Here is a 25,880-nt window from a genome sequence, read left to right as displayed (position 1 = left end):
GGTGCGCGAGATCATCCATTTTTCACATGCCAACGGCTTTCCGGTCACGACGTACCGCAAGCTGTTCGGCGAACTGGACGGCGAGTTCGAGTTCCGCGCCGTGGACCGTTACGGCCACCGGCCCCAGTTTCCGGTCACGCGTGGCTGGCCGCATCTGGTGGAAGAACTGCTCGAGGAAGTGGGGCGCCAGTACCGCGAGCCGGTCTGGCTGGTGGGCCATTCGCTGGGCGGCTTCCTGTCGATGATGGCGGCGCTGCGCCGGCCCGAATGGGTGCGCGGCGTGGTGATGCTGGATTCGCCGATCATTGCCGGCTGGCGCGCCTCGCTGCTGAAGACGGCGCAGGTGCTCGGCATCGACGAAAAGCCCGGCCCGGCGGCGGTGACGAAGAACCGGCGCACGCACTGGCCCGATGCCGAGGCCGTGTGGCAGCACTTCCGCGGCAAGCCGAATTTTGCCGTGTGGGACCAGGAGGTGCTGCGCGACTATGCGCTCCATGGCACCGAGCCGACCGGCAAGGGCAACGAGCGGCGCCTGCGCTTCGACCGCGAGGTCGAGTACTCGATCTACCGCACGCTGCCTACCAGCCTGGGGCGCAAGCTCAGGCGGGGCGCGCCGGTGCCGGTCGGCTTTGTCGCCGGTACGCGCTCGCGCGAGGTGCGCCAGTGCGGCCTTGCCGCGACCCGCAAGCTCGTGGGCGAAAACCTGCGCTTTATCGAGGGCGGCCATTTATACCCGATGGAGCGGCCGCAGGAAACGGCGCAACTGGTGCGCGACCTGATCGGAGCGATGCGCCGCGACGGGCGCTGATCCTTCGTTGATCATTTTCAAGCGGCGCATGCGGCGCAGCCTGCCGCGCGGCCCGGAAGATCCCCATAGAGCCCCGCCCGCCAGGCGATTGGCGGGCGGGGCTGTCACAATTTCCGGGTCGGCGCGGACCGGGCTCTCATGTATAATCCCGATTTCCCCGGCAAGCTCGGTTTATGACCAAATTCGTCTTCGTCACCGGTGGCGTCGTCTCTTCTCTCGGCAAGGGCATCGCTGCTGCCTCGCTCGCGGCCATTCTTGAGTCGCGCGGCCTCAAAGTCACCCTCCTCAAGCTAGATCCCTACATCAACGTCGATCCCGGCACGATGAGCCCCTTCCAGCATGGCGAGGTGTTTGTCACGGAAGACGGTGCGGAAACCGACCTCGATCTCGGCCACTACGAGCGTTTCGTCTCGGCCAAGATGCGCAAGTCGAACAACTTCACCACCGGCCAGATCTACGAATCGGTGATCCGCAAGGAGCGCCGCGGCGAATACCTCGGCAAGACCGTGCAGGTGATTCCGCATATCACCAACGAGATCCAGGCCTTCATCGAGAAGGGCGCCGCTGCCTCGCACGACGGCAAGGCCGACGTGGCGCTGGTGGAAATCGGCGGTACCGTGGGTGACATCGAATCGCTGCCGTTCCTGGAAGCCGCGCGCCAGATGAGCCTGCGCATGGGACGCAACCACGCTGCCTTCGTGCACCTGACGCTGGTGCCGTTCATTGCCAGCGCCGGCGAGCTGAAGACCAAGCCGACCCAGCACTCGGTGCAGAAACTGCGTGAAATCGGCATTTCGCCGACCGCGCTGCTGTGCCGCGCCGACCGCCCGATCCCGGACGACGAGCGCGCCAAGATTTCGCTGTTCGCCAATATCCCGCAAGACGCCGTGATCTCGGTGTGGGATGCGGACAGCATCTACAAGATTCCGCAGATGCTCAACGAGCAGGGCCTCGACCGCCTGATCTGCGAGGAACTGCGCCTGGACCCGCGCCCGGCCGACCTGTCGATGTGGCAGAAGCTGGTCAACGCCCAGGAACATCCCGAGCACGAAATCACCATCGGCATGGTCGGCAAGTACGTCGACCTGACCGAGTCGTACAAGTCGCTGATCGAGGCGCTGCGCCACGCCGGCATGCACACCGCCACGCGCGTCAACATCGAGTACATCGATTCCGAGGAACTGGAATCGGGCCACCTCGAAGTGCTGGCCCCGCTCGACGCCATCCTGGTGCCGGGCGGCTTCGGCAAGCGCGGCACGGAAGGCAAGATCCGCGCGATCCAGTACGCCCGCGAGAACAAGGTGCCGTACCTGGGCATCTGCCTCGGCATGCAGCTGGCCGTGATCGAGTTTGCCCGCCACGTGGCCAATATGGCCGACGCCAACTCGACCGAATTCAACCTTGAAACCGAACACCCGGTGGTCGCGCTGATCACCGAGTGGGTCGACCGCGAAGGCAAGGTCGAGCAGCGCTCGGCCGATTCCGATCTGGGCGGCACCATGCGCCTGGGCGCGCAGCGCGTGCCGGTCAAGGAAGGCACCAAGGCCAACGCCATCTACGGCGCCGAGGTCAACGAGCGCCACCGTCACCGCTACGAGGTCAACAACCATTACGTGCCGACGCTGGAAAACGCCGGCATGGTGATCTCGGCCCGTACCCCGACCGAGAACCTGCCGGAAATGATGGAGCTGCCGGAGTCGATGCACCCGTGGTTCGTCGGCGTGCAGTTCCACCCGGAATTCACCTCGACGCCGCGTGACGGCCATCCGCTGTTCAAGGCCTACGTCGAAGCCGCGCTTGCCAGCCAGCAGCGCAAGGGCGCCTGAGGCCAGGCGGCAAGAGAGGAGTCTGTCATGAAACTCTGTGGATTCGAGGTCGGCCTCGACAAGCCGTTCTTCCTGATCGCCGGTCCGTGCGTGATCGAGTCCGAGCAGATGGCGCTGGATACCGCCGGCGAGCTCAAGGCCATCACCGCTGAACTGGGCATCCCGTTCATCTACAAGTCGTCGTTCGACAAGGCCAACCGTTCTTCCGGCAAATCGTTCCGCGGCCTGGGGATGGAGAAGGGCCTGGAGATCCTGGCGACCGTCAAGCGCGAAGTCGGCGTGCCGGTGCTGACCGACATCCACGAGATCGACGAGATCAAGCCCGTCGCCGCCGTGGTCGACGTGCTGCAGACCCCGGCCTTCCTGTGCCGCCAGACCGATTTCATCCGTGCCTGCGCCCAGAGCGGCAAGCCGGTGAACATCAAGAAGGGCCAGTTCCTGGCGCCGGGCGACATGAAGAACGTGATCGACAAGGCCCGCGACGCCGCGCGCGAAGCCGGCCTGCCGGATGACGTCTTCATGGCCTGCGAACGCGGCGTCTCGTTCGGCTACAACAACCTCGTGTCCGACATGCGCTCGCTGGCGATCATGCGCGAGACCGGTGCCCCGGTGGTGTTCGACGCCACCCACTCGGTGCAGCTGCCGGGCGGCCAGGGCACCAGCTCCGGCGGCCAGCGCGAGTTCGTGCCGGTGCTGTCGCGCGCCGCCGTCGCCACCGGCGTGGCGGGCCTGTTCATGGAAACGCACCCGGATCCGAGCAAGGCGATGTCCGACGGCCCCAACGCGGTGCCGCTGTCGCGCATGAAGGAACTGCTGGCCGTACTCAAGGAACTGGACACGCTGGTCAAGCGCGCCGGTTTCCTGGAAGACAACTTCGGCTGGCCGGCCTGCGCCTGAGCAGGCCCGGTCTTGTCACCACCGCAATGCCGGTGGTGACAAACCATATCGAAAGACAATACAAAAAATCGGGAGATTCTCCATGGCCGCGGGCTATATCATCGCCTACGTCGACGTGACCGACCCCCAGCAGTACGAAGAATACAAAGTGCTGTCGAGCAAGGCCATGCAGATCCATGGCGCCGAGGTGCTGGTACGCGGCGGCAAGACCGAGCCGCTGGAAGGCGAGTGGGCGCCGAGCCGCGTCGTGGTGCTGAAATTCCCCAGCTATGAAGCCGCCAAGTCGTTCCACGACGGCGAAGCCTATCGCGCGGCCCGCAAGGCGCGCGAGCATGCGGCAAAGATGAACATGATCGTGGTGGAAGGCGCTGCCTGAGGGTTGTCGGGCCGTTTGACACGCGCCTGACACAGGCACAGGTTGAAGTAATCAGCAGCAGCAAGAATCAACAGTCAGAGAGGAATTCATGAGTGCAATCGTAGATATCATCGGTCGCGAGGTTCTCGACTCGCGCGGCAACCCCACCGTCGAATGCGACGTGCTGCTGGAATCGGGCGTGATGGGCCGCGCCGCGGTGCCGTCGGGCGCATCGACCGGTTCGCGCGAAGCCATCGAACTGCGTGACGGCGACAAGTCGCGCTACCTGGGCAAGGGCGTGCTGAAGGCCGTCGAGCACATCAACACCGAAATCTCCGAAGCCATCATGGGCCTGGACGCCTCCGAGCAGGCCTTCCTGGACCGCACCCTGATCGACCTCGACGGCACCGAGAACAAGGGCCGCCTGGGCGCCAACGCCATGCTGGCGGTGTCGATGGCCGTGGCCAAGGCCGCCGCTGAAGAAGCCGGCCTGCCGCTGTACCGCTACTTCGGCGGCTCGGGCGCGATGCAACTGCCGGTGCCGATGATGAACATCGTCAACGGCGGCGCGCACGCCAACAACAGCCTGGACATCCAGGAATTCATGGTCATGCCGGTGTCGCAGACCAGCTTCCGCGAAGCGCTGCGTTGCGGCGCCGAAATCTTCCACGCGCTGAAGAAGATCCTGGCCGACAAGGGCATGTCCACCGCGGTGGGCGACGAGGGCGGCTTCGCGCCGAACTTCTCGTCCAACGAGGAATGCCTGAACACCATCGTGCAAGCCATCGAGAAGGCCGGCTACCGCGCCGGTGAAGACGTGCTGCTGGCGCTGGACTGCGCCGCCAGCGAGTTCTACCACGAAGGCGAAGGCGTGTACCAGCTGGAAGGCGAAGGCCTGAAGCTGACCTCGACCCAGTTCGCCGACTACCTGGCCAACCTGTGCGACAAGTTCCCGATCGTGTCGATCGAGGACGGCATGGCCGAAGGCGACTGGGACGGCTGGAAGACGCTGACCGACAAGCTGGGCAAGCGCGTGCAGCTGGTGGGAGACGACCTGTTCGTCACCAACACCAAGATCCTGAAGGAAGGCATCGAGAAGGGCATCGGCAACTCGATCCTGATCAAGATCAACCAGATCGGCACCCTGACCGAAACCTTCGCCGCCATCGAGATGGCCAAGCGCGCCGGCTATACCGCCGTGATCTCGCACCGCTCGGGCGAAACCGAAGACAGCACCATTGCCGACATCGCCGTGGGCACCAACGCCGGCCAGATCAAGACCGGCTCGCTGTCGCGCTCGGACCGCATGGCCAAGTACAATCAGCTGCTGCGCATCGAGGAAGACCTCGGCGATATCGCCAGCTACCCGGGCAAGGGCGCGTTCTACAACCTGCGCTGAACCTTGCCCGTCGTGCCCGTTAGCGCATTAGTGCGTTAGTGCGGCATGACGTGATGGCTGTGAAAAGGCGGTGGCACGGATAACATCCGGCCACCGCCGTTTTTGTATCGAAATCTGCCTGGCAATTGCCTTCCGGGCCGACTTCGCAGATCATTGTGCGGAATTTCTCGTCCGCAACCTTTCATGCGTCTGATTTCGCTGCTGTTGTTCGTGCTGCTGCTCGCGGTCCAGTATCCGCTCTGGCTGGGCAAGGGTGGCTGGCTGCGCGTCTGGGACCTGAACCGCCAGCTGACCGAGCAAGGTACCCGCAACCAGACGCTCAAGCTGCGCAATGCCAAGCTGGAAGGGGAAGTTGCCGACCTGCAGGACGGCACCGGCGCGATCGAGGAACGTGCGCGCTATGAGCTGGGCATGGTGAGGGAAGGCGAGGTGTTCGTGCAGTTCGTGGCACCGGCTCCCAAGGTCAGCGCCACGCCGCCGCTGCCGCCGCCGGCGAACTCCGTCGCCGGGCGCGGCGGACACTGATCAACGTTCTGCTTCCTGCCCGGCGGCACCGTGGCCGTCACCACCAGTACGGATAGCCGCCCCAGTAGCCGGGCATTCCCACGCTGACGCCGCCACCCCAGTGGCCGCCCCCCCATCCTCCGTAAAACAGGTTCCAGCTGGTATTGGGATAGGCATATGCCGCACGCGCATAGGCCTCGGCCTGTTGCTGCCGCGCGATGGCGTCGGCCTGCTCGCGCAGCACCTCCTGGTTCAGGGCATCGAGCTTTTGCCGTGCTTCGGGCGTCAGCCGGGCGGGCGGCATGGCATTCGGGGCGAGCCGCGCCGTCGGGGGCGAGCCGTTGGCGTCGCGCGGGATCTGCGCGCAGCCGGTGGCCAGCAGCAGGGCGACTGCCGCGGCCAAAACAAAAGCGCCACGCAAGCAGCCGCGCGTGGCGGCCGCTGTCGTGGCGCCGGATTCTGGTAACGGGAGGGAGGCTTCGGCGTTCATGACGGTCCTCAGGCTCACGGCTCGCGGGTATAGCGATCGTACAGCCGTTGGACCGGGCGGCGCGCCGGATGTTTCCATTTCGCCGCTCCCTGCCGCTCCCTGCCGCTCCCGCCACGGGCCGAGCCGAGGAATGCCGCCTCAGTGGTGCTGGTGCGCGCCGGCCCCGGCGCCGGTGGCGATGTGCGTGGCCGAGAACAGCTGGGCGCAGTCGACCGGGTCAAATTCATAGCGCTGGCCGCAGAAATCGCAATGGATCTCCACGTTGCCGCGCTCGGCGATGATGCCCTCGATCTCTTCACGCCCCAGCGACTGCAGCATGCCCGCCACCTTGGGCCGCGAGCACGAGCAATGGAAATGCGGCGTCATCGGCTCAAACACGCGCAGGCCGGCGTCCTGCAGGTCTTCCCAGAACAGGCGGCGCAGCAGCGTCTCGGGCGATTCGGCCAGCAGTTCCTCGGCCTTGAGCGTGGAGCCCAGCTGCACCGCGCGATCCCAGGTATCCAGGTCCTGGGCCCTGGCATGGCTGGCCAGCGGCGCGCCGGTTTCGCCTACGTCGGCGGTGCCGCCGTAGGAGGGCAGCTTCTGCAGCAGCATGCCGGCGGCCACGCGATCGTCGGCGGCCAGCCACAGGCGCGTGTCGAGCTGCTCGGAGGCCTTCATGTAGTGCTCCAGCACCGCACTGATCGACGGCAGCGGACCGTGCTCGTCCGCCAGCGGCACGATGCCCTGGTACGGCTGCTGTCCCGGCAGCTTGTCCTTGGGGTCGAGCGTGATGGCAAAGCGGCCGTGGCCGTGCGCATGGACCAGGTCGGCCAGCGTGGCGTCGTCGGCAATCTCGGCGCCCTCGGCCAGCTTGGCGGTGGCCCGCATCGACAGGTCGGACAGGCATTCCACCACCAGCATCCGCACCGGGCCGTCGCCGTGCAGCTGCATCACCAGCGCGCCGTTGAACTTCAGGTTGGCTGACAGCAGTGCCGCGGCGGCCATCATCTCGCCCAGCAGCCGGCGCACCGGCGTGGGGTAGCGGTGGCGGCCCAGCACTTCCTGCCAGGTGGCTTCCATGCGCACCAGTTCGCCGCGCACCGGGGCGGCGTCGAACAGGAACTTCTGCAGGGTGTCGGGGGTGGTGGGGGTAGTCTGAGTCACGTTGTCTGTCGAGTAATGCGATGGACGCGGTCGCGGCTGCGTTCAGCCGATCCGCTTGAGCTGTTGCTTGTACATGGCCTGCCGCGAGGCGTAGGTTTCGGCGTTGCGATAGAGGTTGGCGACGTCCTCATCCGTCAGCTGCCGCACCACCTTGGCCGGCGCGCCCAGGATCAGCGAGCGGTCCGGGAAGACCTTGCCCTCGGTGACCACGGCGCCCGCGCCCACCAGGCATTCCTTGCCGATCACGGCACGGTTCAGCACCACGGCCTGGATGCCGATCAGCGAGCCTTCGCCGACAGTGCAGCCATGCAGCATGGCCTGGTGGCCGATCGAAACCTTGTCGCCCAGGGTCAGCGGGCAGCCCGGGTCGGTGTGCAGCACCGCGCCCTCCTGGATATTGGTGTCATGCCCCACCATGATCGGCTCGTTGTCGCCGCGGATCACGACACCGGGCCAGGCGCTGGCGCGGGACTTGAGGGTCACGTTGCCGATGACGGTGGCTTCCGGGGCCACGTAGGCTTCGCTGTCGATATTGGGCTTGACGTCGCCGAGCTGGTAAAGCGCCATGAGGTCTCCTGCACGAAAGGCTTTTGTTGAAGTGGGGGTTGCCGCCGGACTTTAAAGAGTCAGCGGGTCTGTGGGGAACTGCATGGCCAGGCACAAGGGTGGGTGCCGGCGAGGCCCTACAATGGCGGCAGTCCGGATTTTACGCCCATGCCAGAAAAAACTCCCGCCGCCGCTTTGCCTGATCCGTCACTTTCGCCGCGCCATCGCGCGCTGGCGGTGCTGTGCATGACCGATCCGCGCGAAAAGGCCGGCGCCGCGCGCGCGTTGTACCGCGATGCCATGGCGCTGTCCGATGCGGCGCTGCATGCGGACGAGGCGATCGATGCCGGCGCGGGCCATACCATCCCGGGACGTCCGGCACGGCCGGTACTGGTGGCGCCGCAGGGCGTCGAACGGCGCCGCTCGCTGCATACGCCCGCCGGCCGCGCGGCGATGATCCACGCGCTGTGCCATATCGAATTCAACGCTATCAACCTCGCGCTGGATGCGGTGTGGCGCTTCTCCGGCATGCCGCCGGCCTACTACCGCGACTGGTTGCGCGTGGCCGACGAAGAGGCGCTGCATTTCACGCTGCTGGCCGGGCATCTGGGCACACTGGGTGCGGCCTACGGCGATTTTCCCGCGCACAACAGCCTGTGGGAGATGACCGACAAGACCGCCGGCGACGTGCTGGCGCGCATGGCGCTGGTGCCGCGCACGCTGGAAGCGCGCGGGCTCGATGCCTCGCCGCCGGTGCGCGCCAGGCTGGCCGGCGCCGGGGATCATGCCGCCGCGGCGATCATCGATATCATCCTGCGCGACGAGGTCGGCCATGTTGCGATCGGCAACCACTGGTACCGCTGGCTGTGCGCGCAGCGCAAGCTGGAGCCGGTTGCTACCTATGCGCGACTGGCCGAGCAGTACCGTGCGCCGAAGCTGCGCGGGCCATTCAACCTCGATGCTCGGCGCGCGGCCGGGTTTGATGAGGATGAGCTGGCCTGGCTGGAAGCGTCGGCTGGCTAGGCCGACTGCCGGCGCTGCGCCGCCCGCTCTTCCTCCAGTAAGCGCAGCACCCGCCGCTGTATCTTCCCGGTGGTCGTCATCGGCAACTGGTCGATAAACTCGATCGCCTTCGGATACTCGTACGGCGCCAGCTGCCCGCGCACATGCGCCTGCAGTTCCGCCACCAGCGCCGCGTCGGCGTCGAATGAGCGCGCCACCGCCGGCGTCAGCACCACGAAGGCCTTGACCACCGCGCCGCGCTCGGGATCGGGCGAGGGCACCACGGCGCAGTTGGACACCGCCGGATGCCTGAGCAGGCAGTTCTCGATCTCGCTCGGCCCGATGCGGTAGCCCGAGGATTTGAACACATCGTCGGCACGGCCCTGGTACCACAGGTAGCCGTCGGCATCGATGCGCGCGAGGTCGCCGGTGCGGCACCAGCGCAGGCCGTCGCGCTCGACGTACTTGCCCGCGGTCGCCGCCTCGTTCTTCCAGTAGCCGAGGAAGAACACCGGGTCCGGATGCCCGGCGCTATCGGTGGCGCAGACCGCAACTTCGCCGTCCTCGCCCGGCGCGCAGGGGCGGCCTTCTTCGTCGATCACCTGCACGCGATGGCCGGGGTAGGGGCGTCCCATCGAGCCGGGCCGCGCCGGCCAGCCCAGGCGCTCGTCGTCGTTCTGCGCGGTGCAGTTGCCGACGATGTAGTTGATCTCGGTCTGGCCGAACATCTCGTTGACGATCACGCCAAGGGCGTCGCGGCACCAGCCGAACACGGTCTCGCCAACCGCTTCGCCGGCGCTCATCAAGGCGCGCAACCTGATGTCGTAGCGCTGCCGCGGCTCGGGGCAGGCCTTCATCATCTGCTTGAGCGCGGTGGGGAACAGGAAGGTGTTGGTGACGGCGTAGCGCTCGAGCAGCTCGAAGGCGCGCTCGGCGGAGAAGCGGCCCTGGTAGCCGACGATGGGCTTGCCGAAGTACAGCGCCGGCATCAGCGCATCCCACAGCCCGCCGGTCCAGGCCCAGTCGGCCGGGCTCCAGAACACGTCGGCGTCCTGCGGATACCAGTTCTGCGAGCAGACAAAGCCGGTCAGGTTGCCGACCAGCGCGCGGTGCGGGATCAGCGCGCCCTTGGGCGGGCCGGTGGTGCCGCTGGTGTAGATCAGCACGGCGGCCTCGCCGGCCTTGGTCTCTTCGGCGGTGAAGGTGGGCAGCTGCGCGGCCAGCAGAACGTCCCAGTCATGGTCGCCGCGGCCATGCGCATCGCCGGCGGCGATCACGGTGGCCAGCGCCGGGCATTCCGGGCGCGCGGCGAGCACGTTGTCGATCGAGGTTTCGTCGGCAATCGCCACGCTGGCTTCGCTGTGCGCGATGCGGTAGGCCAGCGCCTCGGGCCCGAACAGCATCGACAGCGGCATCGCGATCGCGCCCAGCTGATAGATCGCCATGTGGGCGATCACGGTCTCGATCCGCTGCGGCATCACGATCGCCACCCGGTCGCCGCGCGCCACGCCCAGGTCGCGCAGCGCCGCCGAGAGCCGGTTGGCTTCGGCCTGGATGTAGGAGAAGGTATGCGCGTTGCGCCGGCCGTCTTCGTGCTCGGTATAGACGGCGATGCGGTCCATGGTTGCCGGATCGCGCGCCCAGCGGCCGCAGCAGGCTTCGGCAATGTTGAAGTTCGGGGGGATTTCCCAGCGGAAGGATTCGTACAGCGCGCGGTAGTCGTCGCGCCGGCTTGCCGGCAAGGCAGCTGCGGCCATCCAAGGTCTCCTGAAGGTCTGCTGTCCGTTCGCCCTGCGCGGCAAGCTGCAAATGGCGCTGGCCGCTATAATGCCAACAAGCGAACGATCGTTCTATTTTGTCGAGGCTTCCCTTCGCCAGCCCCCGCGGCAGGAAGACCCGACGCCAGGGTGGAGACAATGACAATCAAGGAAACCTCGCGGTCTGAATTTATCACGTTGCGCGGGCTGCGCTACCACGTGCGCCACTGGGGTACGCCCGGCGCGCGCAAGCTGTTCATGCTGCATGGCTGGATGGATGTGGCCGCCTCGTTCCAGTTCCTGGTCGACCACCTGCGCGGCGACTGGCACGTGATCGCTCCCGACTGGCGCGGGTTTGGCGAGACCGACTGGCCTTCGCGCTATCCCGGCACGCAGTCGTACTGGTTCCCGGACTACATCGCCGACATGGAGGCGCTGCTCGACCACTACCAGCCGGAAGGGCAGGTGGACCTGCTCGGCCACAGCATGGGCGCCAACGTGATCTGCCTGTATGCCGGCATCCGCCCCGAACGCGTGCGCCGCGTGGTGGACCTGGAAGGCTTCGGCATGACGGCGACACGGCCGGCGCATGCCCCCAAACGCTACGCGCGCTGGCTGGACGAGTTGCGCATTGGCGCCGAGCTGAAGACCTACGACAGTGTCGACGGCGTCGCCGCGCGCCTGCAGAAGACCAACCCGCGCCTGCCCGACGACCGCGCCGCGTTCCTGGCCGCGCACTGGTCGCGCCGCAATGCCGACGGCCGCTGGGAAATCCTGGGCGACCCGGCACACAAGCTGGTCAATCCGTTGCTGTACCGGCTCGATGAAGTGATGGCGATCTGGGAGCAGGTCAGCGCGCCGGTGTTGCATGTCGAGGCGCGCGATTCGGAGACGCTGCGCCATATCGCCCACAAGCAGGGCATCGACGAGTTCAAGGAGCGCTTCCGCGCCTTCCGCGATTTCCGCGAGGCCGTGATCGATGACGCCGGCCACATGCTGCACCATGACCAGCCGGCCGCGGTGGCCGAGCTGGTCGAGTCGTTCTGCCGCTAGGGACGGCGCCCGCGTTCAGGCGTGGGTGAGCTTTTCCTTCAGCGCGGCGTTGTTGCTGGTGTGGACATGCACCAGCGCCTTCTCCGGGAAGGCGTAGTGATACGCCTTGCGCAGCGCCAGCGCGGCTTCGTGGAAGCCTGACAAGATCAGCTTCTGCTTGTTGGGATAGAAGGCGATATCGCCCGCGGCGAAAATGCCGCGGCGCGAGCTTTCATACGTGGTGGTGTCGACCAGGATGCGGCCGGCACGCATGTCCATGTCCCATTGCGCGATCGGGCCGGGTTCGGACACCAGGCCGTACAGCGCCACCAGCTCATCGGCGGGCAGCATCTGGCTGCCGTCGCGGGTGCGCACTTCCACTTCGGCCAGTGCATCGCCGTCGGTGCGCAGGGTGCCGAGCATGCCGACCACGAAATCCATCTCGCCGGCCGCCACCGCGGCGCGCATCTCGGCCACGGTGCCATCGGCGGCGCGGAAGCCCTCGCGCCGGTGCAGCAGCGTCACGCGCGCGGCCACCTTGCGCAGCGCCAGCGCCCAGTCCAGCGCCGAATCGCCGCCGCCGGCGACGATCACGCGCTTGCCGGCAAAGCGCGATACATCGCGCACGGCGTAGTGCACGTGGCGATCTTCCAGCGCCGCGGCCTCGGGCAGCGCCACGCGCTGCGGCGCGAACGCGCCCGCGCCGGAGCAGACCAGCACCGCCGCGACATCGAAGCGCTTGCCGCCATCGGTGGTGACCAGCATGCGCTGGTGCGCCGGATGGCCGTCCTGCGCTGGGGCGCCGGGGATTTCGGACACGCTTTCGGCGCGCTGGCCGAAATGCATCGGGAAGGCGAACGGCTCGCACTGCTCCAGCAGCCGGTCCACCAGTTCCTGCGCCAGGCAGCCGGGCACGGCCGGGATGTCGTAGATCGGCTTCTCGGGATACAGCTCGGTGCACTGGCCGCCGGCGCGGTCGAGCACGTCGATCAGTTCACATTTGAGGCCGAGCACGCCGGCCTGGAAGGCGGCGAACAGCCCGACCGGGCCGGCGCCCACGATCAGGACGTCAGTGGTGGTGACGGCGGACGTGGTCGCGGCGGTGGTGGCGTCGGTAGACATGGTGGGCAAGGCGGGCACGGACGGCCCGCGGAAGATGGTGCAAAGCCCGACTATACCCCGCGCCAGCCCGTTTCCCGGCGACGCCAGCGTTGCCGGCAGGGCTTTGCCATGGGCGCCGGACCACCTCCGGCAGGCCGCCGGCGCCACGCTGGCAAAGGGCGATCGGAGTAGAATGAGCCCCATGCAAAACGCCCACGCCATCAACGCCGACCTGCACTGCCATTCCACCGTGTCCGACGGCACGCTGTCGCCCCGCGCGGTGGCTGAGATCGCGCGCGATGCGGGCGTCCAGTACTGGGCGCTGACCGACCACGACGAGGTCGGCGGGCAGGCCGCGGCGCGCGCCGCGGCCGAAGAATTCGGCATGCGCTATGTGCCCGGCGTGGAGATATCGGTGACGTGGGCCGGGCAGACCGTGCATGTGGTCGGCCTGCAGATCGACCCGTTCTGTCCCGAGCTGATCGATGGCCTGACCGACACCCGTTCGGGACGTGCCCGGCGTGCGCGCGACATCGCCGAGGCGCTGGCCAGGGTCGGCATCGAAGGCGCCTACGCGGGCGCGCTGAAGTACGTTGGCAATCCCGACCTGATCTCGCGCACCCATTTCGCGCGCTGGCTGGTTGACCAGGGCCACTGCGCAACCATCGGCGACGTGTTCAGCGAATACCTGTCGGAAGGCCGGCCCGGCTATGTCGGCCATCGCTGGGCCAGCCTGTCCGAAGCCGTGGGCTGGATCCGCACCGCCGGCGGCATCGCCGTGATGGCGCACCCAGGCCGCTACCACTACACCGACACCCAGCACGATGCCCTGTTCGACGAGTTCAAGTCGCTCGGCGGCGGCGCCGTCGAGGTCGTGACCGGCAGCCACACGCCGGACCAGTACCGCCGCTATGCCGAGGTGGCGCGCCACTACGGGCTGCTGGCCTCGCGCGGCTCGGATTTCCACGGACCCGGCGAAGGCCGGGTCGAACTCGGCACGCTGCCGCCGCTGCCGTCCACGGTCACGCCGGTCTGGCACGACTGGTAACCAGCCAGCCCAACGAAAAGCAAAACCAAAGGCGCCCTGCATGTCCCAGTACTTCGAGATCCATCCGCTCAACCCGCAGTCGCGCCTGATCAAGCAGGCCGCGCAGATCCTGCAGAAGGGCGGACTGATCGCGCTGCCGACCGATTCCAGCTACGCGCTCGCCTGCCAGCTCGACGACAAGCACGCGGTCGAGCGCCTGCGCCGGCTGCGCGGCATCGACGATCGCCACCACCTGACGCTGATGTGCCGCGATCTGTCCGAACTGGGCAACTTCGCTCGCGTCGACAACCGCCAGTACCGCTGGATCAAGGGCGCCACGCCCGGGCCGTACGTCTTTATCCTGGAAGCCACCAAGGAAGTGCCGCGGCGCCTGTCGCACCCGGCGCGCAAGACCATCGGCGTACGCGTGCCCGACCACGCCATCCCGCTGGCGCTGCTGGGCGAAGCGGGCGAGCCGCTGATCTCGGCCACGCTGCAGGTGCCCGGCGACGACGAGCCGCTCAACGATCCGGCGGAAATCCGCGCCCGGCTGGAGAAGCAGCTCGACCTGGTGGTCTGCGGCGGCCCGGCGCCGGCGCAGCCGACCACGGTGATCGACCTGACCAGCGGCGAGCCCGAGCTGGTGCGCGCCGGCCGCGGCGACATCTCGCGCTTCGGGCTCTGAACCCGGGCTCTGAACCCGGGCTCTGGACTTCGGGCGCCAGGCCCGCGGTGCGCCGCCGCCACAGGTGCGCCGCCGTGCGCCTGGCAAGCCGGCGGCCCGTTACAATAGCCGACATGGATTCCTCCCTTATCCAGACCTTCGCGGTCTATGCCCTGCCGGTGCTGTTCGCCATCACGCTGCACGAGGCGTCGCACGGTTATGTGGCCAAAGTATTCGGCGATAACACGGCCTATTCGCTCGGGCGCGTCAGCGTGAACCCGATCCGCCATATCGACCCGATCGGCACCATCGCGGTGCCGCTGCTGCTCTACATCATGACCAGCGGCCAGTTCGTGTTTGGCTATGCCAAGCCGGTGCCGGTGGTGTTCGAGCGCCTGCGCAATCCGCGCTGGCATGGCATGTGGGTGGCGCTGGCAGGCCCCGCCAGCAACGTGGTGCAGGCCTTCGTCTGGGTGCTGCTGGCGATCGGCCTGACGTGGGCCGGCGTGCGCGAACCCTTCTTTGGCGAAATGGCGCTGGCCGGCGTGCGCGTCAACCTGGTGGTGGCCGCCTTCAACCTGTTCCCGGTGCCGCCGCTGGACGGCGGCCGCGTGCTGACCGCACTGCTGCCGCAGGGCGTGGCGCGCGCGGTGTCGCGCATCGAGCCCTACGGGATTTTCGTGGTGCTGGCGCTGGTCGCCGCGGGCGTGATCACCACTATCTGGATGACGCCGGTAGTCAACGTGCTGATGTCGCTGATCGAGCTGATGCTGCGCCCGGTCGTGATGCTGCTGCACTGACGGGGGCGCCATGAGCGACGTTCCAGCGCCGCATGCCGGCCTGTCCGCACCTTCCGCCTGGGTCACCCGCTGGGCGCACCTGCTGCGTCCCGGTGCCCGCGTGCTTGATCTGGCCTGTGGCAGCGGCCGCCATGCCGCCTGGCTGGCCGCGCGCGGGCATGCGGTGCTGGCAGTTGACCGCGATGCCGCCGCCGTTGCCGCGCTGCCGTCCGGCGTGACCGGGCGCGTGGCCGACCTGGAGCAGGGGGCCTGGCCGCTGGCCGACGAGGCGCCGTTCGACGCCATCGTCGTCACCAACTACCTGCACCGGCCGCTGTGGCCGCACCTGGCCGCGGCGCTGGCGCCGGGCGGGGTGTGGCTCTACGAGACCTTCGCGGCGGGCAACGAGACCGTCGGCAAGCCGTCGCGGCCCGACTTTCTGCTCCGTCCCGGAGAGTTGCTCGATGTGGCGCGCACGCATGGACTGCGCGTCATCGCCTATGAAGACGGCGTGCAGGAAGTGCCGAAAACGGCCTTCGTGCAGCGCCTGTGTGCGGTGCGCGAGGCCGCCGCCGTGCCGGATGCGGCCACCCCGGCACGCTACCGCCTGGACCCCTGAAAGCGCGTGTGCGCTGTCGGCGAGAATGCCGCTGCACACGTTGAAACAGTTGGTATCAACCCCGAGTCATCCTGCCTGCCGCCGGCGGTCGAAGCCGCCTGCGGTTCCGGTACAATCCCGTTATTCGCATCCCGAATTCCTTAACGTTATGACACAGATTACCGGCAGCATCGTCGCCATCGTCACTCCGATGCATGAGGACGGAAGCCTGGACTTCCCGGCCCTGCGCGCACTGGTCGACTGGCACGTCGCCGAGGGTACCGACGCCATCGTGATCGTCGGCACGACCGGTGAATCCCCGACGGTTTCCGTCGAGGAGCACTGCGAGCTGATCCGCGTGGCCGTGGAACAGGCCGGCAAGCGCATCCCGATCATCGCGGGCACCGGCGGCAACTCCACCAAGGAGGCCATCGAGCTGACCGCCTTCGCCAAGAAGGTGGGTGCCGACGCATCGCTGCAGGTCGTGCCGTACTACAACAAGCCGACCCAGGAAGGCATGTACCGCCATTTCCGCACCATCGCGGAAGCGGTGGAGCTGCCGGTGCTGCTGTACAACGTGCCGGGCCGCACCGTTGCCGACATGAGCAACGACACCATCCTGCGCCTGGCGCAGGTGCCGGGCATCGTCGGCGTCAAGGAAGCCACGGGCAATATCGACCGGGCCGCGCAGCTGATCAACGACGCGCCGGAAAGCTTTGCCATCTACAGCGGCGACGATCCCACCGCGGTCGCGCTGATCCTGCTGGGCGGCAAGGGCAATATCTCGGTCACTGCGAACGTGGCCCCGCGCAAGATGCACGAGATGTGCGCGGCGGCACTGAAGGGCGACGTCGTCACCGCGCGCCGCCTGCACATGGAACTGATCGGACTGAACAAGGCCATGTTCGTCGAAGCCAATCCGATCCCGGTGAAGTGGGCCCTGCAGCAGATGGGCAAGATGGAAGGCGGCATCCGCCTGCCGCTGACCCCGCTGTCGGAATCCAACCACGAAACCGTACGCAAGGCACTGGCCGCCGCCGGCCTGCTGGCCTGATTTACCGCGGCGTCTTGCTGTCGCTCCCTCAACTAGGATTGCGTGTCAATGAAATCGAAGCTTAACCGCCGCGGCGCGACGCAAGTCCGCCGCGCCGCCCTGGTTGTGCCCGTGCTGGCCGCGGGCGTGATCACCGGCTGCAGCAGCCTCAACGAAGCGATGCAGCCCGACAAGATCGACTACAAGTCGTCGGCGTCGAAGCGCACCCCTACGCTGGACATCCCGCCCGACCTGACCAAGCTGGAAGGCGACCGCCGCTACTCGGTGCCCGATGCCAACGGCACTTCGACGCTGTCGACCTATAGCCAGGCGACCAAGGTGCGCGAGCAATCCCCGACCGAGAACGTACTGCCCTCGGCGCAGGGCATCCGCATGGAGCGCGACGGCAACACGCGCTGGCTGGTGATCAGCAACGGCATGCGCGGCGACCAGCTGTGGCAGCAACTGCGTGGTTTCTGGCAGGAAAGCGGTTTCCTGCTGGTGCAGGACTCGCCCGAGACCGGCATCATGGAGACCGACTGGGCCGAAAACCGCGCCAAGATCCCGCAGGACATCATCCGCAATACCATCGGCAAGGTGTTCGACGGCCTGTACTCGACCTCCGAGCGCGACAAGTTCCGCACCCGCGTCGAGCGTGCGCAGAACGGCACGCTGGAAGTGTTCATCAGCCACCGCGGCGCGCAGGAGCAACTGACCGGCATCGACAAGTCCAGCACCGTCTGGACCCCGCGGCCGGCCGATCCCGAGCTGGAAGCCGAGTTCCTGTCGCGCCTGGCGCAACGCCTGGGCGTGCAGAAGGAACAGGCCGACCGCATGGCCAAGAATCCGGCGGCGGCCGGCAGCAGCGCCGCGACGGCCGATGCGGCCGCGGCTGGCGCAGCCGGTGCTACGGCTGCCGCAGCCGGCGGCGCTGCACAGAAGTCTTACCTGGCCCAGGTCAATGGCGCCCCGGCGCTGCAATTGCCGGAGCCATTCGATCGCGCCTGGCGCTCGGTCGGCCTGTCGCTGGATCGCGTCAACTTCACCATCGAAGACCGCGACCGTGCCCAGGGCCTGTACTACGTGCGCTACGTGGATCCGCGCACCAACGTCGACAACCGTGGCTTCTTCTCCAAGCTGTTCACCAAGCCGGATGATCCCAAGACCGCCAAGAAATACCGCGTGGCGCTCAAGGGTACCGGCAGCGGCACGCTGGTGACGGTGCTCAACGATGCCGGCCAGCCTGAGAACGGCGAAATCGGCAAGCGCATCCTGTCGCTGCTCGACGAGCAACTGCACTGAGCCGGCGGTGACCGGCTCAACCACCGGCCGTTCTGGCCGGCCTGCCAACTGCACGGCGGGGAGGGCGTGGCCATGATGCGCTTCGCCTTCCTCGGCAGCGGCAGCGAGGGCAACTCGCTGCTGATCGAATCCCGCGAAGACACCACCACCACGCGCGTGCTGCTTGATTGCGGCTTCGGCATCCGCGAGACCGCGCGGCGCCTGGAGCGGCTTGGCGTCACGCCGGACCAACTCGACGCCGTGCTGGTCACGCACGAGCATGGCGACCATGTCGGCTCGGCCTACGCCTTTGCGGCACGGCACCGGCTGGCGGTCCACACCAGCCACGGCACCTGGCTGGCGACCTCGCATATGCGTGGCGCCGACCTTGCCGATGTGCGCGTCTGCGGCGCAGACCACGCCTTTGCCATTGGCGGCATCCAGGTAATGCCATACACGGTCCCGCACGACGCGCGCGAGCCGCTGCAGTTCGTGCTGTCCGATGGGCAGTCGCGCCTGGGCGTGCTGACCGACGCGGGCATGGAAACGCCCTATGTGACGGCGCGCCTCTCAGGTGTCGATGCGCTGGTGCTGGAGTGCAATCACGACCGCGAGATGCTGCGCAATTCGGTCTACCCGGCGTCGCTGAAGCGGCGGATTGGCGGTGACTTCGGCCATCTGGCCAATGAGGTGGCGGCGAGCATCCTGGGGCAGGTCGCGCATGCCGGCCTGAACCGCGTCGTGGCGGCACACCTGAGCAAGCAGAACAACACGCGTGAGCTGGCAACGGGCGCGCTGGCTGCGGCGCTGGGCGCGTTGCCTTCGGAAGTGTTGGTAGCCGATCAGGAAATGGGGCTGGACTGGCAAGCGGTGCGTGCCTGAACCGAGCACGACGCGCCTTGCGGCGCCCAATAAAAAAAACCGGCCCGAAGGCCGGTTTTTTTGTCGGTCGAAACCGATTACTGCTTGGCAGCCGGAGCCGAAGCGTCAGCAGCCGGAGCCGAGGCTTCAGCAGCCGGGGCCGAGGCGTCAGCAGCGGCAGCAGCCGGGGCTTCAGCAGCGGGAGCCGAAGCTTCAGCAGCCGGAGCGGCGGCAGCCGGAGCAGCCGTGTCAGCGGCCGGAGCAGCCGGTTCTTCCTTCTTGCCGCAAGCGGCGAGAGCAACAGCGGCCAGCAGCGATGCGATCAGGAGAGACTTCTTCATTGTTCGTCCTTTAACTTGTAATAACGGAAAACAGGCGATGAATAATTACCGGTAATTATCGCTCTTGAACTGCAAAATAGAGGCCCTCCCGGGTGCCGACATATGCAGTGGTCCACAGTACTAGCCAGCCAACGATTATATCCGCGTTTTCCCGGCTTGTGTAGCGCCGAAATTTACTGAATTGCAATGTTACGCATTATTACAGCCGGGGTCCCAATTGTAGCCATCCCTCCTGTGTCCAGTGATGAAAAGTCTCCATCAGGTCAGGAAGAACGGCACATGCGGCAACATCATCGCCACTAAGGTGGCGATTATCGGCCAGCTTCTTCAGCCAGGGCATCAATTCGGCCGGCGGCTCGTAGGCTTCCCCATTGAGGAAGAAATTGTTCCGGTCGTAAAGTGCAATCGAGGCGGGTGCAAGAACGACGCCATGCTGGGCCGCAAGTTTCTCATAACGGCGCTGCGGCAGGTCGGATATCTCCGCGAATTCGACCCCGGGTTTCGGTTCTGACAGATGGGAGCCAAGAAATTCCGACACCATCTGCGAATTCCATTGCAGCGCCTTGAGCCGCTCGGCCACGGCCTTGGCCATACCGGCGGGCAGTTGCGCGGGCTTCGTCGCCGCACGTTCGCCGGCATCGGCGTAGCGCCCGCCCAGGTCTTCGTTGTCCTCCACCGTCTCGGACAGCCACGCCAGGAAGTGACCCGCCAGTTCGCGGTAGGCCGGCGCGCGGAAGCCGATCGAGCAGGTCATGCATTCGCCTTCGGCGACGCCGTCGTGGGCGTATTGCGGCGGCAGGTACAGCATGTCGCCCGGCTCCAGCACCCATTCCTCCTCGGCGCTGAAATCGGCAAGGATCTTCAGCGGCATGTCCGGGACCAGCTCCAGGCTGGTCTGCGACGAGATGCGCCAGCGGCGCCGGCCCGAGACTTGCAGCAGGAATACGTCGTAGGAATCGAAGTGCGGACCGACGCCGCCGCCATCGGACGCGTAGCTGATCATCAGGTCGTCCAGGCGCGCGTCGGGCACGAAGCGGAAGCGGCCCATCAGCTCGGCCGCTGCGGCATCGTGCAGGTTCACGCCCTGCACCAGTAAAGTCCACTGGCGGGTCTTGACGGCGGGGAGGTTTTCGCGCGCAAATGGACCATGTTCGAGCTTCCAGCGATTGCGGAAGTGCGTCACCAGGCGCGATTCGACTTCGTCGCGATCGGCAAGGTCGAAAAGCGCATCGCGCGACACAGGCGGCACGATTCCGGGTACCGCCTGTCGAATCAGCAGTGGCTTGCGGTGCCAGACATCCCGCATGAATGCAGCCGGCGTCATGCCACCAAGCAGGTCGAGCGGAGTGTCTGGATCGACGGGGCCAGGGGGCAGGGCCTGTGCGTATAATGCGGAATCGTTCATGGAGTCAAGAATTGAAAATCGCTAAGAACACGGTAGTGTCCGTGATGTACAAGCTGTCGGACGCGCAAGGCAATCTGATCGAAGAGTCAGATGAAGCCATGGTCTATTTGCACGGCGGGTATGATGGCACGTTCCCCAAGATCGAGGAAGCGCTCGACGGCCATGACACCGGCTTCGAGACCCAGCTGCAGCTCGAGCCCGAAGATGCCTTCGGCGACTACGATGCCGAACTCGTCAAGGTCGAGCCGCGCGATCGCTTCCCCGAGCCTCTGGAAGTCGGCATGCAGTTCGAAGGCATGCCCGAGGACGGCGATGAAGAAGACTCCGTCATCTACACCGTGACCGACGTGGCCGAAGACAAGGTGGTGCTGGATGGCAACCATCCGCTGGCCGGCATGGCGCTGCGCTTCTGGCTGAAGGTCTCGGAAGTGCGCGAGGCCACCGCCGAGGAAATCGAGCACGGCCACGCCCACGGCGCCTCGGGTATCGAGGTGGTGGACGAGGACGAGGACGACGATACCCCGCGCACGCTGCACTGATCCCGCGCCCTCCGTGGCCCATGAAGGAAGCCGGCCTAGCCGGCTTTTTTCATGGGCGTTTTGCATGGGCGTGGCACCGCGGCTCAGGGCGTGGCCGGCGCGTCCCGGAGCGAAACCGAGAACGGCGCCGCCGCGTTCGGCGTGATCACCAGCTCGGTCCATTGCGCCACCGTATTGTCCGGCAGCGAAACCCGCGTGAAATTCTGCAGCACCTTGCCGGCGTTGTCGCGCAGCGGCTTGTCGATGCCGAAGCCACTCTCGCCGGCATGCACCAGCAGCACCTGGCCGGGAAAGCGCGCGCTCAGGTCGCGCAGCTGGCGCTTGAATTCCAGGTAGCCGTCGCGCGTGCGGTGGCGCATGAACCCGTCCAGCAGCGTCGGGCGGCCTTTCTTCTCCCAGCCGTTGGCGAAGTGCGGGTCGGCATGGGCCACCACGACGATGCCATTCATGTCGCGCTGCCGCGCCAGCGAGAACGCGCGTGCCAGCCACTGGCGGTTAGCCTCGCGCCGGTCTTCGAACTCGCTGTTGCGCCCGCCCTCGTTGCGGTAGTGGTTGTTGTCGCCAGGCACGTTCAGGCCGACGATCAGGATGTCGCCGAGCACGAAACGCGCGTTCTCGCGGAAGGTGCGGAACAGGGCCTGGTCGGACTGCCGCACCACCGGGCGCGGATGCTGTCCCAGCGTGGCGTCCTCGGGGAAGAACAGCTCGCGCAGGCGGTTCAGCCGCTCGACCGAGTCGAACTTGCCGTTGACCGGGAGCCGGCATTCGGCCCAGTCGGTTTCGCCCGGCACGTAGAGCAGCGGCAACGGCGACTGCGCCAGCAGCTGCTGGCGGCTCGTCAGGATGGCGTCGCTGCAGGATTCGGTATCGCCCTTGATGCCGCCGGCGTGGATCACCAGGTCGAGCCTGCGTTCGGCAAAGCTGTCGAGCAGTGCGGTGGCGTTGGCCTCGGCGGCAGGCCATTGCGGCAGGTCGGCGATCAGCGCGACGCGCATCACCTTCGGCTTGGGCGCGGCCTTGCCCCCGCGGCCGGCGGGTGCCGGCCATGCGGTACTGGCCGCGCACAGCAGCAATGCCGCGGCTAGGATGCGGCCGGCGTGCCGGCGCCTGGCGTTCATGCCGTACCGACCGCCTCGCCTGCAAGCGACTTGAGCCGGTACAGCGCATCGAGCGCGGCACGCGGCGTCAGGCTGTCCGGGTCCAGGTCGGCCAGCGTGTCGATCAGCGCGGCATGCTCCGGAGCCAGTGCGGCCCGCTGCGGCGTGGCCGGGGCATGGCTTTCGCCCTTGTCGTCATCGTCGTCATCGGTGTCCGGCAGCGTCGGCGCCGCGAACAGGTCGAGCTGCGGCGTCGGCGTGGCATCGGCCGATTGCTGCTCCAGCCATGCCAGGTGCTTGCGCGCGGCGCGGATCACCGGCTGCGGCACGCCGGCCAGCTGCGCCACCTGCAGGCCATAGCTCTGGCTGGCGGGGCCATCCTGCACCGCATGCAGGAATACGATGCCATCACCGTGCTCGACCGCGGACAGGTGCACGTTGGCGGCCTGCGGGAATTCCTGCGGCAACTGCGTCAGCTCGAAATAGTGCGTCGCGAACAGCGTATGGCTGCGGTTGTGCGACAGCAGGTGGCGCGCGATCGCCCACGCCAGCGCCAGCCCGTCGAAGGTGGACGTGCCGCGGCCGATCTCGTCCATCAGCACCAGCGAAGACGGCGTGGCGTGGTGCAGGATGCCGGCGGCTTCGGTCATTTCCACCATGAAGGTGGAGCGCCCGCCGGCCAGGTCGTCAGCCGCGCCGATGCGGGTAAAGATGCGGTCGATCGGGCCGATCACGGCCCGCCGCGCCGGCACGTAGGCGCCCACGCAGGCCAGCAGCACGATCAGCGCGGTCTGGCGCATGAAGGTCGACTTGCCGCCCATGTTGGGGCCGGTGATCAGCAGCAGCTTGCGCGCTTCGTTGAGCTGGCAGTCGTTGGCGATAAACGCCACCGATTCCGCTGCCAGCTGGCCTTCCACGACCGGGTGGCGGCCCTGCACGATGTCGACCACGTTCTCGCGCACACGCTCGGGCGCGGACCAGTCCAGCGTCTGCGCGCGCTCGGCCAGCGCCGCCAGCACATCGAGGCGCGCCAGCGCGCCGGCCACGCGCTGCAGCTCGCCGATATGCGGCAGCAGTGCCTGCAACAGGCCATCGTAAAGCTGCTTCTCGCGCGCGAGCGCGCGGTCCTGCGCCGACAGCGCCTTGTCCTCGAACGACTTCAGCTCGGGCGTGATATAGCGCTCGGCATTCTTCAGCGTCTGGCGGCGGCGGTAGTCGTCGGGCACCTTGTCGGCCTGGCCGTTGGTGACCTCGATATAGAACCCATGCACGCGGTTGAACTCGACGCGCAGGTTGGCGATGCCGGTGCGCGTGCGTTCGCGCGCTTCCAGGTCGATCAGGAACTGGCCGCAGTTCTCGGAGATATCGCGCAGCTCGTCCAGGTCGGTGTCGTAGCCGCGTGCGATCACGCCGCCGTCGCGCACCACGGTCGCGGGTTCCTCGGCGACCGCGCGCACCAGCAGGTCCAGCGACGCCTGCGGTACGGCCAGGTCCTGCAGAGTCTGCGCCAGCAGCGCGCTGTCCTGTTCGTCGCGGATGCAGGCCTGCACGTCGGGCAGTGCGCGCAGCGTGTCGCGCAGCGAGGACAGGTCGCGCGGGCGCGCGCTCAGCAGTGCCAGGCGCGAGGTGATGCGCTCGACGTCGGCCAGCCGGCGCAGCGCGGCGCGCAGCGCATCGGTACCCTGGTCGATCAGCGCGCCGATGGCCTGTTGCCGCGCCTGCGGCACGGCCGGGTCGCGCAGCGGATGGTGCAGCCAGTGGCGCAGCGCGCGGCTGCCCATCGTGGTGCAGCAGGTATCCAGCAGCGAGAACAGCGTCGGCGACTCGCCGCCGCGCAGCGTCTCGGTCAGTTCCAGGTTGCGGCGCGTGGCCGAATCCAGGCCGATGTATTCCGACTCGCGCTCTACCTTCAGGCCCTGCACGTGGCGCAGCGACTGGCCCTGCGTGGTGGCTGCGTAGTTCAGCAGCGCGCCGGCGGCGCCGATCGCCGCGCCCAGACCGGCACAGCCAAACGGATCGAGGCTCGCCACGCCCAGCTGCTCGCGCAGCCGGCGCGAGCCCGCATCCTGGTCGAAATGCCATTCGGGCAGGCGCGTGCGCGCGCAGGCCAGCGCCGGCAGGTCGATGCCGTCGGCATAGAGCAGTTCGGCCGGGCGGATGCGCTCAAGCTCGCGGCCCAGTTGCGCCACCTCGCACTCCATCAGGCGCAGTTCGCCGCTGGCCAGGTTCAGCCACGCCAGCCCGGTCTTGCTGATGCCGCGGCGCGTGGTCTGCTGGTGCACCGCCATCAGGAAAGTGTCGACCTTGTCCGGCAGCAGCGCCGCGTCGGTCAGCGTGCCCGGCGTGACGATGCGCACCACCTTGCGCTCTACCGGTCCCTTGCTGGTGGCGGGATCGCCGATCTGCTCGCAGATGGCCACCGACTCGCCGAGCTTTACCAGCCGTGCCAGGTATTGGTCCGCCGAATGGAAGGGAATGCCGGCCATCCGGATCGGCACGCCATTCGAGGCGCCGCGCGCGGTCAGCGTGATGTCGAGCAGGCGCGCGGCCTTTTCGGCGTCGTCGTGGAACAGCTCGTAGAAGTCACCCATGCGATAGAACAGCAGGGTGTCGGGGTGGTCTGCCTTGATGCGAAGGTATTGCTGCATCATTGGCGTGTGGCGGCTGCCTGCGGCGTCTGCCTGTGCCTGTTCAGGGTCGGTTTTCTTCTGCAATCCCATTGCCATTTAGCCTGTCTGGCGGTGGGCCTGCGTTGTGCCGCCCGATCCGCTCGGAGCGCCGCCTTGCGTGTCGCGGAAAAGCGCCCCCGCGGGGGCGGCCGGGCACTGGTCCGGCGGCCTGTGGCCGCGGCACGAAGGGGCGTTTTCGAATATGGGCGATATGGTACAGCACGGTGCCGCCGCCGACTCGCCGCAGACGGGGTGTACGGCCCTGGATCAGCGGAATACCAGCACAGGGATGTCGCTATGGGTCAGCACTTTCTGCGTTTCGCTGCCCAGCAGCAGCCCGCTGAGTCCCTTGCGGCCGTGGGAGGCCATGAAGATGACGTCGCAGCCCAGTTCCCTGGCGGCATGGATGATGCCCTGGTACGGCACCGAGGCGCTGGAGACGTGGCTGGTGCACGGCACCCCCGCCAGCGCTGCCGCGGCCTCGACCTTGGCGAGTTCCTGGCGCGCCTCGGCTTCCACGCGCTGCTGGTACACCTCGCGCTTTTCGTGCGAGCTGTCGCTGGACAGCACATACGGATAGCTCTCCACGCACATGTATGGCGTGAGCCTGGCCGCCGTGGTGCGGGCAAACTGGATGGCGGCGGAAACGGCCTTGTGCGAAAGCTCCGAGCCGTCGACGGGGAGCAGGATGTGCTTGAACATGGGGTCCTTTTCTGGTGAGTA

General features: G+C 67.2%; 26 protein-coding genes. 16 read left to right on the top strand and 10 right to left on the bottom strand.

What is annotated here, in order from left to right:
• The first annotated feature begins 1 nt into the window (after window position 1).
• The 6 genes from ACAD63_RS15775 to ftsB all read left to right on the top strand — a co-directional run bounded on the left by ACAD63_RS15775 (window position 2) and on the right by ftsB (window position 5,810).
• Window positions 2-808 (top strand): alpha/beta fold hydrolase, encoded by an 807-nt coding sequence (locus tag ACAD63_RS15775; protein ID WP_135704947.1) that lies wholly within the window; start codon window positions 2-4, stop codon window positions 806-808.
• A 173-nt stretch (window positions 809-981) separates the two neighbouring features.
• Complete coding sequence (locus ACAD63_RS15770; RefSeq protein WP_135704948.1) at window positions 982-2,634, top strand: CTP synthase; 1,653 nt, start codon at window positions 982-984, stop codon at window positions 2,632-2,634.
• A gap of 27 nt (window positions 2,635-2,661) precedes the next feature.
• Entirely contained in the window at window positions 2,662-3,531 is an 870-nt protein-coding gene (kdsA, locus tag ACAD63_RS15765; protein ID WP_135704949.1) for a 3-deoxy-8-phosphooctulonate synthase, read from the top strand.
• An 82-nt stretch (window positions 3,532-3,613) separates the two neighbouring features.
• Window positions 3,614-3,907, top strand: a complete 294-nt coding sequence (locus ACAD63_RS15760) for a DUF1330 domain-containing protein (RefSeq protein ID WP_133097519.1) — start codon at window positions 3,614-3,616, stop codon at window positions 3,905-3,907.
• An 88-nt stretch (window positions 3,908-3,995) separates the two neighbouring features.
• Window positions 3,996-5,285: a phosphopyruvate hydratase gene (eno, locus tag ACAD63_RS15755; protein WP_133097518.1), complete on the top strand. Its 1,290-nt coding sequence runs from the start codon at window positions 3,996-3,998 to the stop codon at window positions 5,283-5,285.
• 183 nt (window positions 5,286-5,468) lie between these two features.
• Window positions 5,469-5,810 carry a cell division protein FtsB gene (gene ftsB / locus ACAD63_RS15750; protein ID WP_029046895.1) on the top strand — a complete coding sequence of 114 codons (342 nt, stop codon included), beginning with the start codon at window positions 5,469-5,471 and terminating at the stop codon, window positions 5,808-5,810.
• Between the two features lie 37 nt (window positions 5,811-5,847).
• On the opposite strand, the gene ACAD63_RS15745 is transcribed toward ftsB, so the two are convergent.
• The 3 genes from ACAD63_RS15745 to ACAD63_RS15735 all read right to left on the bottom strand — a co-directional run bounded on the left by ACAD63_RS15745 (window position 5,848) and on the right by ACAD63_RS15735 (window position 7,992).
• Window positions 5,848-6,279 carry a hypothetical protein gene (locus tag ACAD63_RS15745; RefSeq protein WP_135704950.1) on the bottom strand — a complete coding sequence of 144 codons (432 nt, stop codon included), beginning with the start codon at window positions 6,277-6,279 and terminating at the stop codon, window positions 5,848-5,850.
• A 138-nt stretch (window positions 6,280-6,417) separates the two neighbouring features.
• Window positions 6,418-7,425: an Hsp33 family molecular chaperone HslO gene (locus tag ACAD63_RS15740; protein ID WP_133097516.1), complete on the bottom strand. Its 1,008-nt coding sequence runs from the start codon at window positions 7,423-7,425 to the stop codon at window positions 6,418-6,420.
• 42 nt (window positions 7,426-7,467) lie between these two features.
• On the bottom strand, window positions 7,468-7,992 hold the full coding sequence (locus ACAD63_RS15735) for a gamma carbonic anhydrase family protein (RefSeq protein WP_135704951.1): 525 nt from the start codon (window positions 7,990-7,992) through the stop codon (window positions 7,468-7,470).
• 147 nt (window positions 7,993-8,139) lie between these two features.
• Here ACAD63_RS15735 and ACAD63_RS15730 point away from each other — a divergent pair, with 147 nt between their 5' ends.
• A complete protein-coding gene (locus ACAD63_RS15730; RefSeq protein WP_135704952.1) occupies window positions 8,140-8,994 on the top strand; it encodes a ferritin-like domain-containing protein in 855 nt (284 codons plus the stop codon).
• Here ACAD63_RS15730 and ACAD63_RS15725 read toward each other — a convergent pair.
• Complete coding sequence (locus ACAD63_RS15725) at window positions 8,991-10,730, bottom strand: acyl-CoA synthetase (RefSeq protein WP_135704953.1); 1,740 nt, start codon at window positions 10,728-10,730, stop codon at window positions 8,991-8,993. The two genes, ACAD63_RS15730 and ACAD63_RS15725, sit on opposite strands and share 4 nt — an antisense overlap.
• A gap of 159 nt (window positions 10,731-10,889) precedes the next feature.
• Here ACAD63_RS15725 and ACAD63_RS15720 point away from each other — a divergent pair, with 159 nt between their 5' ends.
• Window positions 10,890-11,783 carry an alpha/beta fold hydrolase gene (locus tag ACAD63_RS15720; protein WP_135704954.1) on the top strand — a complete coding sequence of 298 codons (894 nt, stop codon included), beginning with the start codon at window positions 10,890-10,892 and terminating at the stop codon, window positions 11,781-11,783.
• Window positions 11,784-11,798: 15 nt separating this feature from the next.
• Here the strand turns inward: ACAD63_RS15720 and ACAD63_RS15715 are convergent, their stop codons facing one another.
• A complete protein-coding gene (locus ACAD63_RS15715; RefSeq protein WP_135704955.1) occupies window positions 11,799-12,884 on the bottom strand; it encodes an NAD(P)/FAD-dependent oxidoreductase in 1,086 nt (361 codons plus the stop codon).
• 181 nt (window positions 12,885-13,065) lie between these two features.
• Between ACAD63_RS15715 and ACAD63_RS15710 the strand changes: the two genes are divergently transcribed.
• The 7 genes from ACAD63_RS15710 to ACAD63_RS15680 all read left to right on the top strand — a co-directional run bounded on the left by ACAD63_RS15710 (window position 13,066) and on the right by ACAD63_RS15680 (window position 19,127).
• Window positions 13,066-13,911 carry a 3',5'-nucleoside bisphosphate phosphatase gene (locus tag ACAD63_RS15710; RefSeq protein WP_133097511.1) on the top strand — a complete coding sequence of 282 codons (846 nt, stop codon included), beginning with the start codon at window positions 13,066-13,068 and terminating at the stop codon, window positions 13,909-13,911.
• A 40-nt stretch (window positions 13,912-13,951) separates the two neighbouring features.
• A complete protein-coding gene (locus ACAD63_RS15705) occupies window positions 13,952-14,575 on the top strand; it encodes an L-threonylcarbamoyladenylate synthase (RefSeq protein WP_133097510.1) in 624 nt (207 codons plus the stop codon).
• A gap of 113 nt (window positions 14,576-14,688) precedes the next feature.
• Window positions 14,689-15,354, top strand: a complete 666-nt coding sequence (locus ACAD63_RS15700) for a site-2 protease family protein (RefSeq protein ID WP_133097509.1) — start codon at window positions 14,689-14,691, stop codon at window positions 15,352-15,354.
• A gap of 10 nt (window positions 15,355-15,364) precedes the next feature.
• Window positions 15,365-15,952, top strand: a complete 588-nt coding sequence (locus ACAD63_RS15695) for a class I SAM-dependent methyltransferase (RefSeq protein ID WP_434032942.1) — start codon at window positions 15,365-15,367, stop codon at window positions 15,950-15,952.
• Window positions 15,953-16,100: 148 nt separating this feature from the next.
• Complete coding sequence (gene dapA, locus ACAD63_RS15690) at window positions 16,101-16,985, top strand: 4-hydroxy-tetrahydrodipicolinate synthase (RefSeq protein WP_133097507.1); 885 nt, start codon at window positions 16,101-16,103, stop codon at window positions 16,983-16,985.
• Between the two features lie 48 nt (window positions 16,986-17,033).
• The gene (gene bamC, locus ACAD63_RS15685; protein WP_133097506.1) at window positions 17,034-18,266 is read left to right on the top strand and encodes an outer membrane protein assembly factor BamC; all 1,233 of its coding nucleotides are present in this window, start codon (window positions 17,034-17,036) and stop codon (window positions 18,264-18,266) included.
• Window positions 18,267-18,338: 72 nt separating this feature from the next.
• Window positions 18,339-19,127 carry an MBL fold metallo-hydrolase gene (locus ACAD63_RS15680; protein WP_133097505.1) on the top strand — a complete coding sequence of 263 codons (789 nt, stop codon included), beginning with the start codon at window positions 18,339-18,341 and terminating at the stop codon, window positions 19,125-19,127.
• A 77-nt stretch (window positions 19,128-19,204) separates the two neighbouring features.
• Here ACAD63_RS15680 and ACAD63_RS15675 read toward each other — a convergent pair whose 3' ends face one another.
• Window positions 19,205-19,447, bottom strand: coding sequence for a hypothetical protein (locus ACAD63_RS15675; protein WP_084402413.1), 243 nt, complete (start codon window positions 19,445-19,447; stop codon window positions 19,205-19,207).
• 199 nt (window positions 19,448-19,646) lie between these two features.
• The gene (locus tag ACAD63_RS15670) at window positions 19,647-20,852 is read right to left on the bottom strand and encodes a cupin domain-containing protein (RefSeq protein WP_195429607.1); all 1,206 of its coding nucleotides are present in this window, start codon (window positions 20,850-20,852) and stop codon (window positions 19,647-19,649) included.
• A gap of 11 nt (window positions 20,853-20,863) precedes the next feature.
• On the opposite strand from ACAD63_RS15670, the gene ACAD63_RS15665 reads away from it, so the two are divergent.
• Window positions 20,864-21,391 (top strand): FKBP-type peptidyl-prolyl cis-trans isomerase, encoded by a 528-nt coding sequence (locus tag ACAD63_RS15665; RefSeq protein ID WP_029046911.1) that lies wholly within the window; start codon window positions 20,864-20,866, stop codon window positions 21,389-21,391.
• An 83-nt stretch (window positions 21,392-21,474) separates the two neighbouring features.
• Here the strand turns inward: ACAD63_RS15665 and ACAD63_RS15660 are convergent, their stop codons facing one another.
• The 3 genes from ACAD63_RS15660 to ACAD63_RS15650 all read right to left on the bottom strand — a co-directional run bounded on the left by ACAD63_RS15660 (window position 21,475) and on the right by ACAD63_RS15650 (window position 25,859).
• A complete protein-coding gene (locus ACAD63_RS15660) occupies window positions 21,475-22,509 on the bottom strand; it encodes a metallophosphoesterase family protein (protein WP_135704956.1) in 1,035 nt (344 codons plus the stop codon).
• Window positions 22,506-25,208 (bottom strand): DNA mismatch repair protein MutS, encoded by a 2,703-nt coding sequence (gene mutS, locus ACAD63_RS15655; RefSeq protein WP_434034000.1) that lies wholly within the window; start codon window positions 25,206-25,208, stop codon window positions 22,506-22,508. The genes ACAD63_RS15660 and mutS overlap by 4 nt, the downstream gene beginning before the upstream one ends.
• Window positions 25,209-25,424: 216 nt before the next feature.
• Window positions 25,425-25,859, bottom strand: a complete 435-nt coding sequence (locus tag ACAD63_RS15650; protein ID WP_133097503.1) for a universal stress protein — start codon at window positions 25,857-25,859, stop codon at window positions 25,425-25,427.
• Between the last annotated feature and the right edge of the window lie 21 nt (window positions 25,860-25,880).

It is taken from the genome of Cupriavidus sp. a3 (genome assembly GCF_051015765.1).
In the GTDB taxonomy this organism is placed as follows: domain Bacteria; phylum Pseudomonadota; class Gammaproteobacteria; order Burkholderiales; family Burkholderiaceae; genus Cupriavidus; species Cupriavidus oxalaticus_A.
Note: the sequence above shows the minus strand (reverse complement) of the source record. Positions and strands in the feature narration are given on the sequence as shown.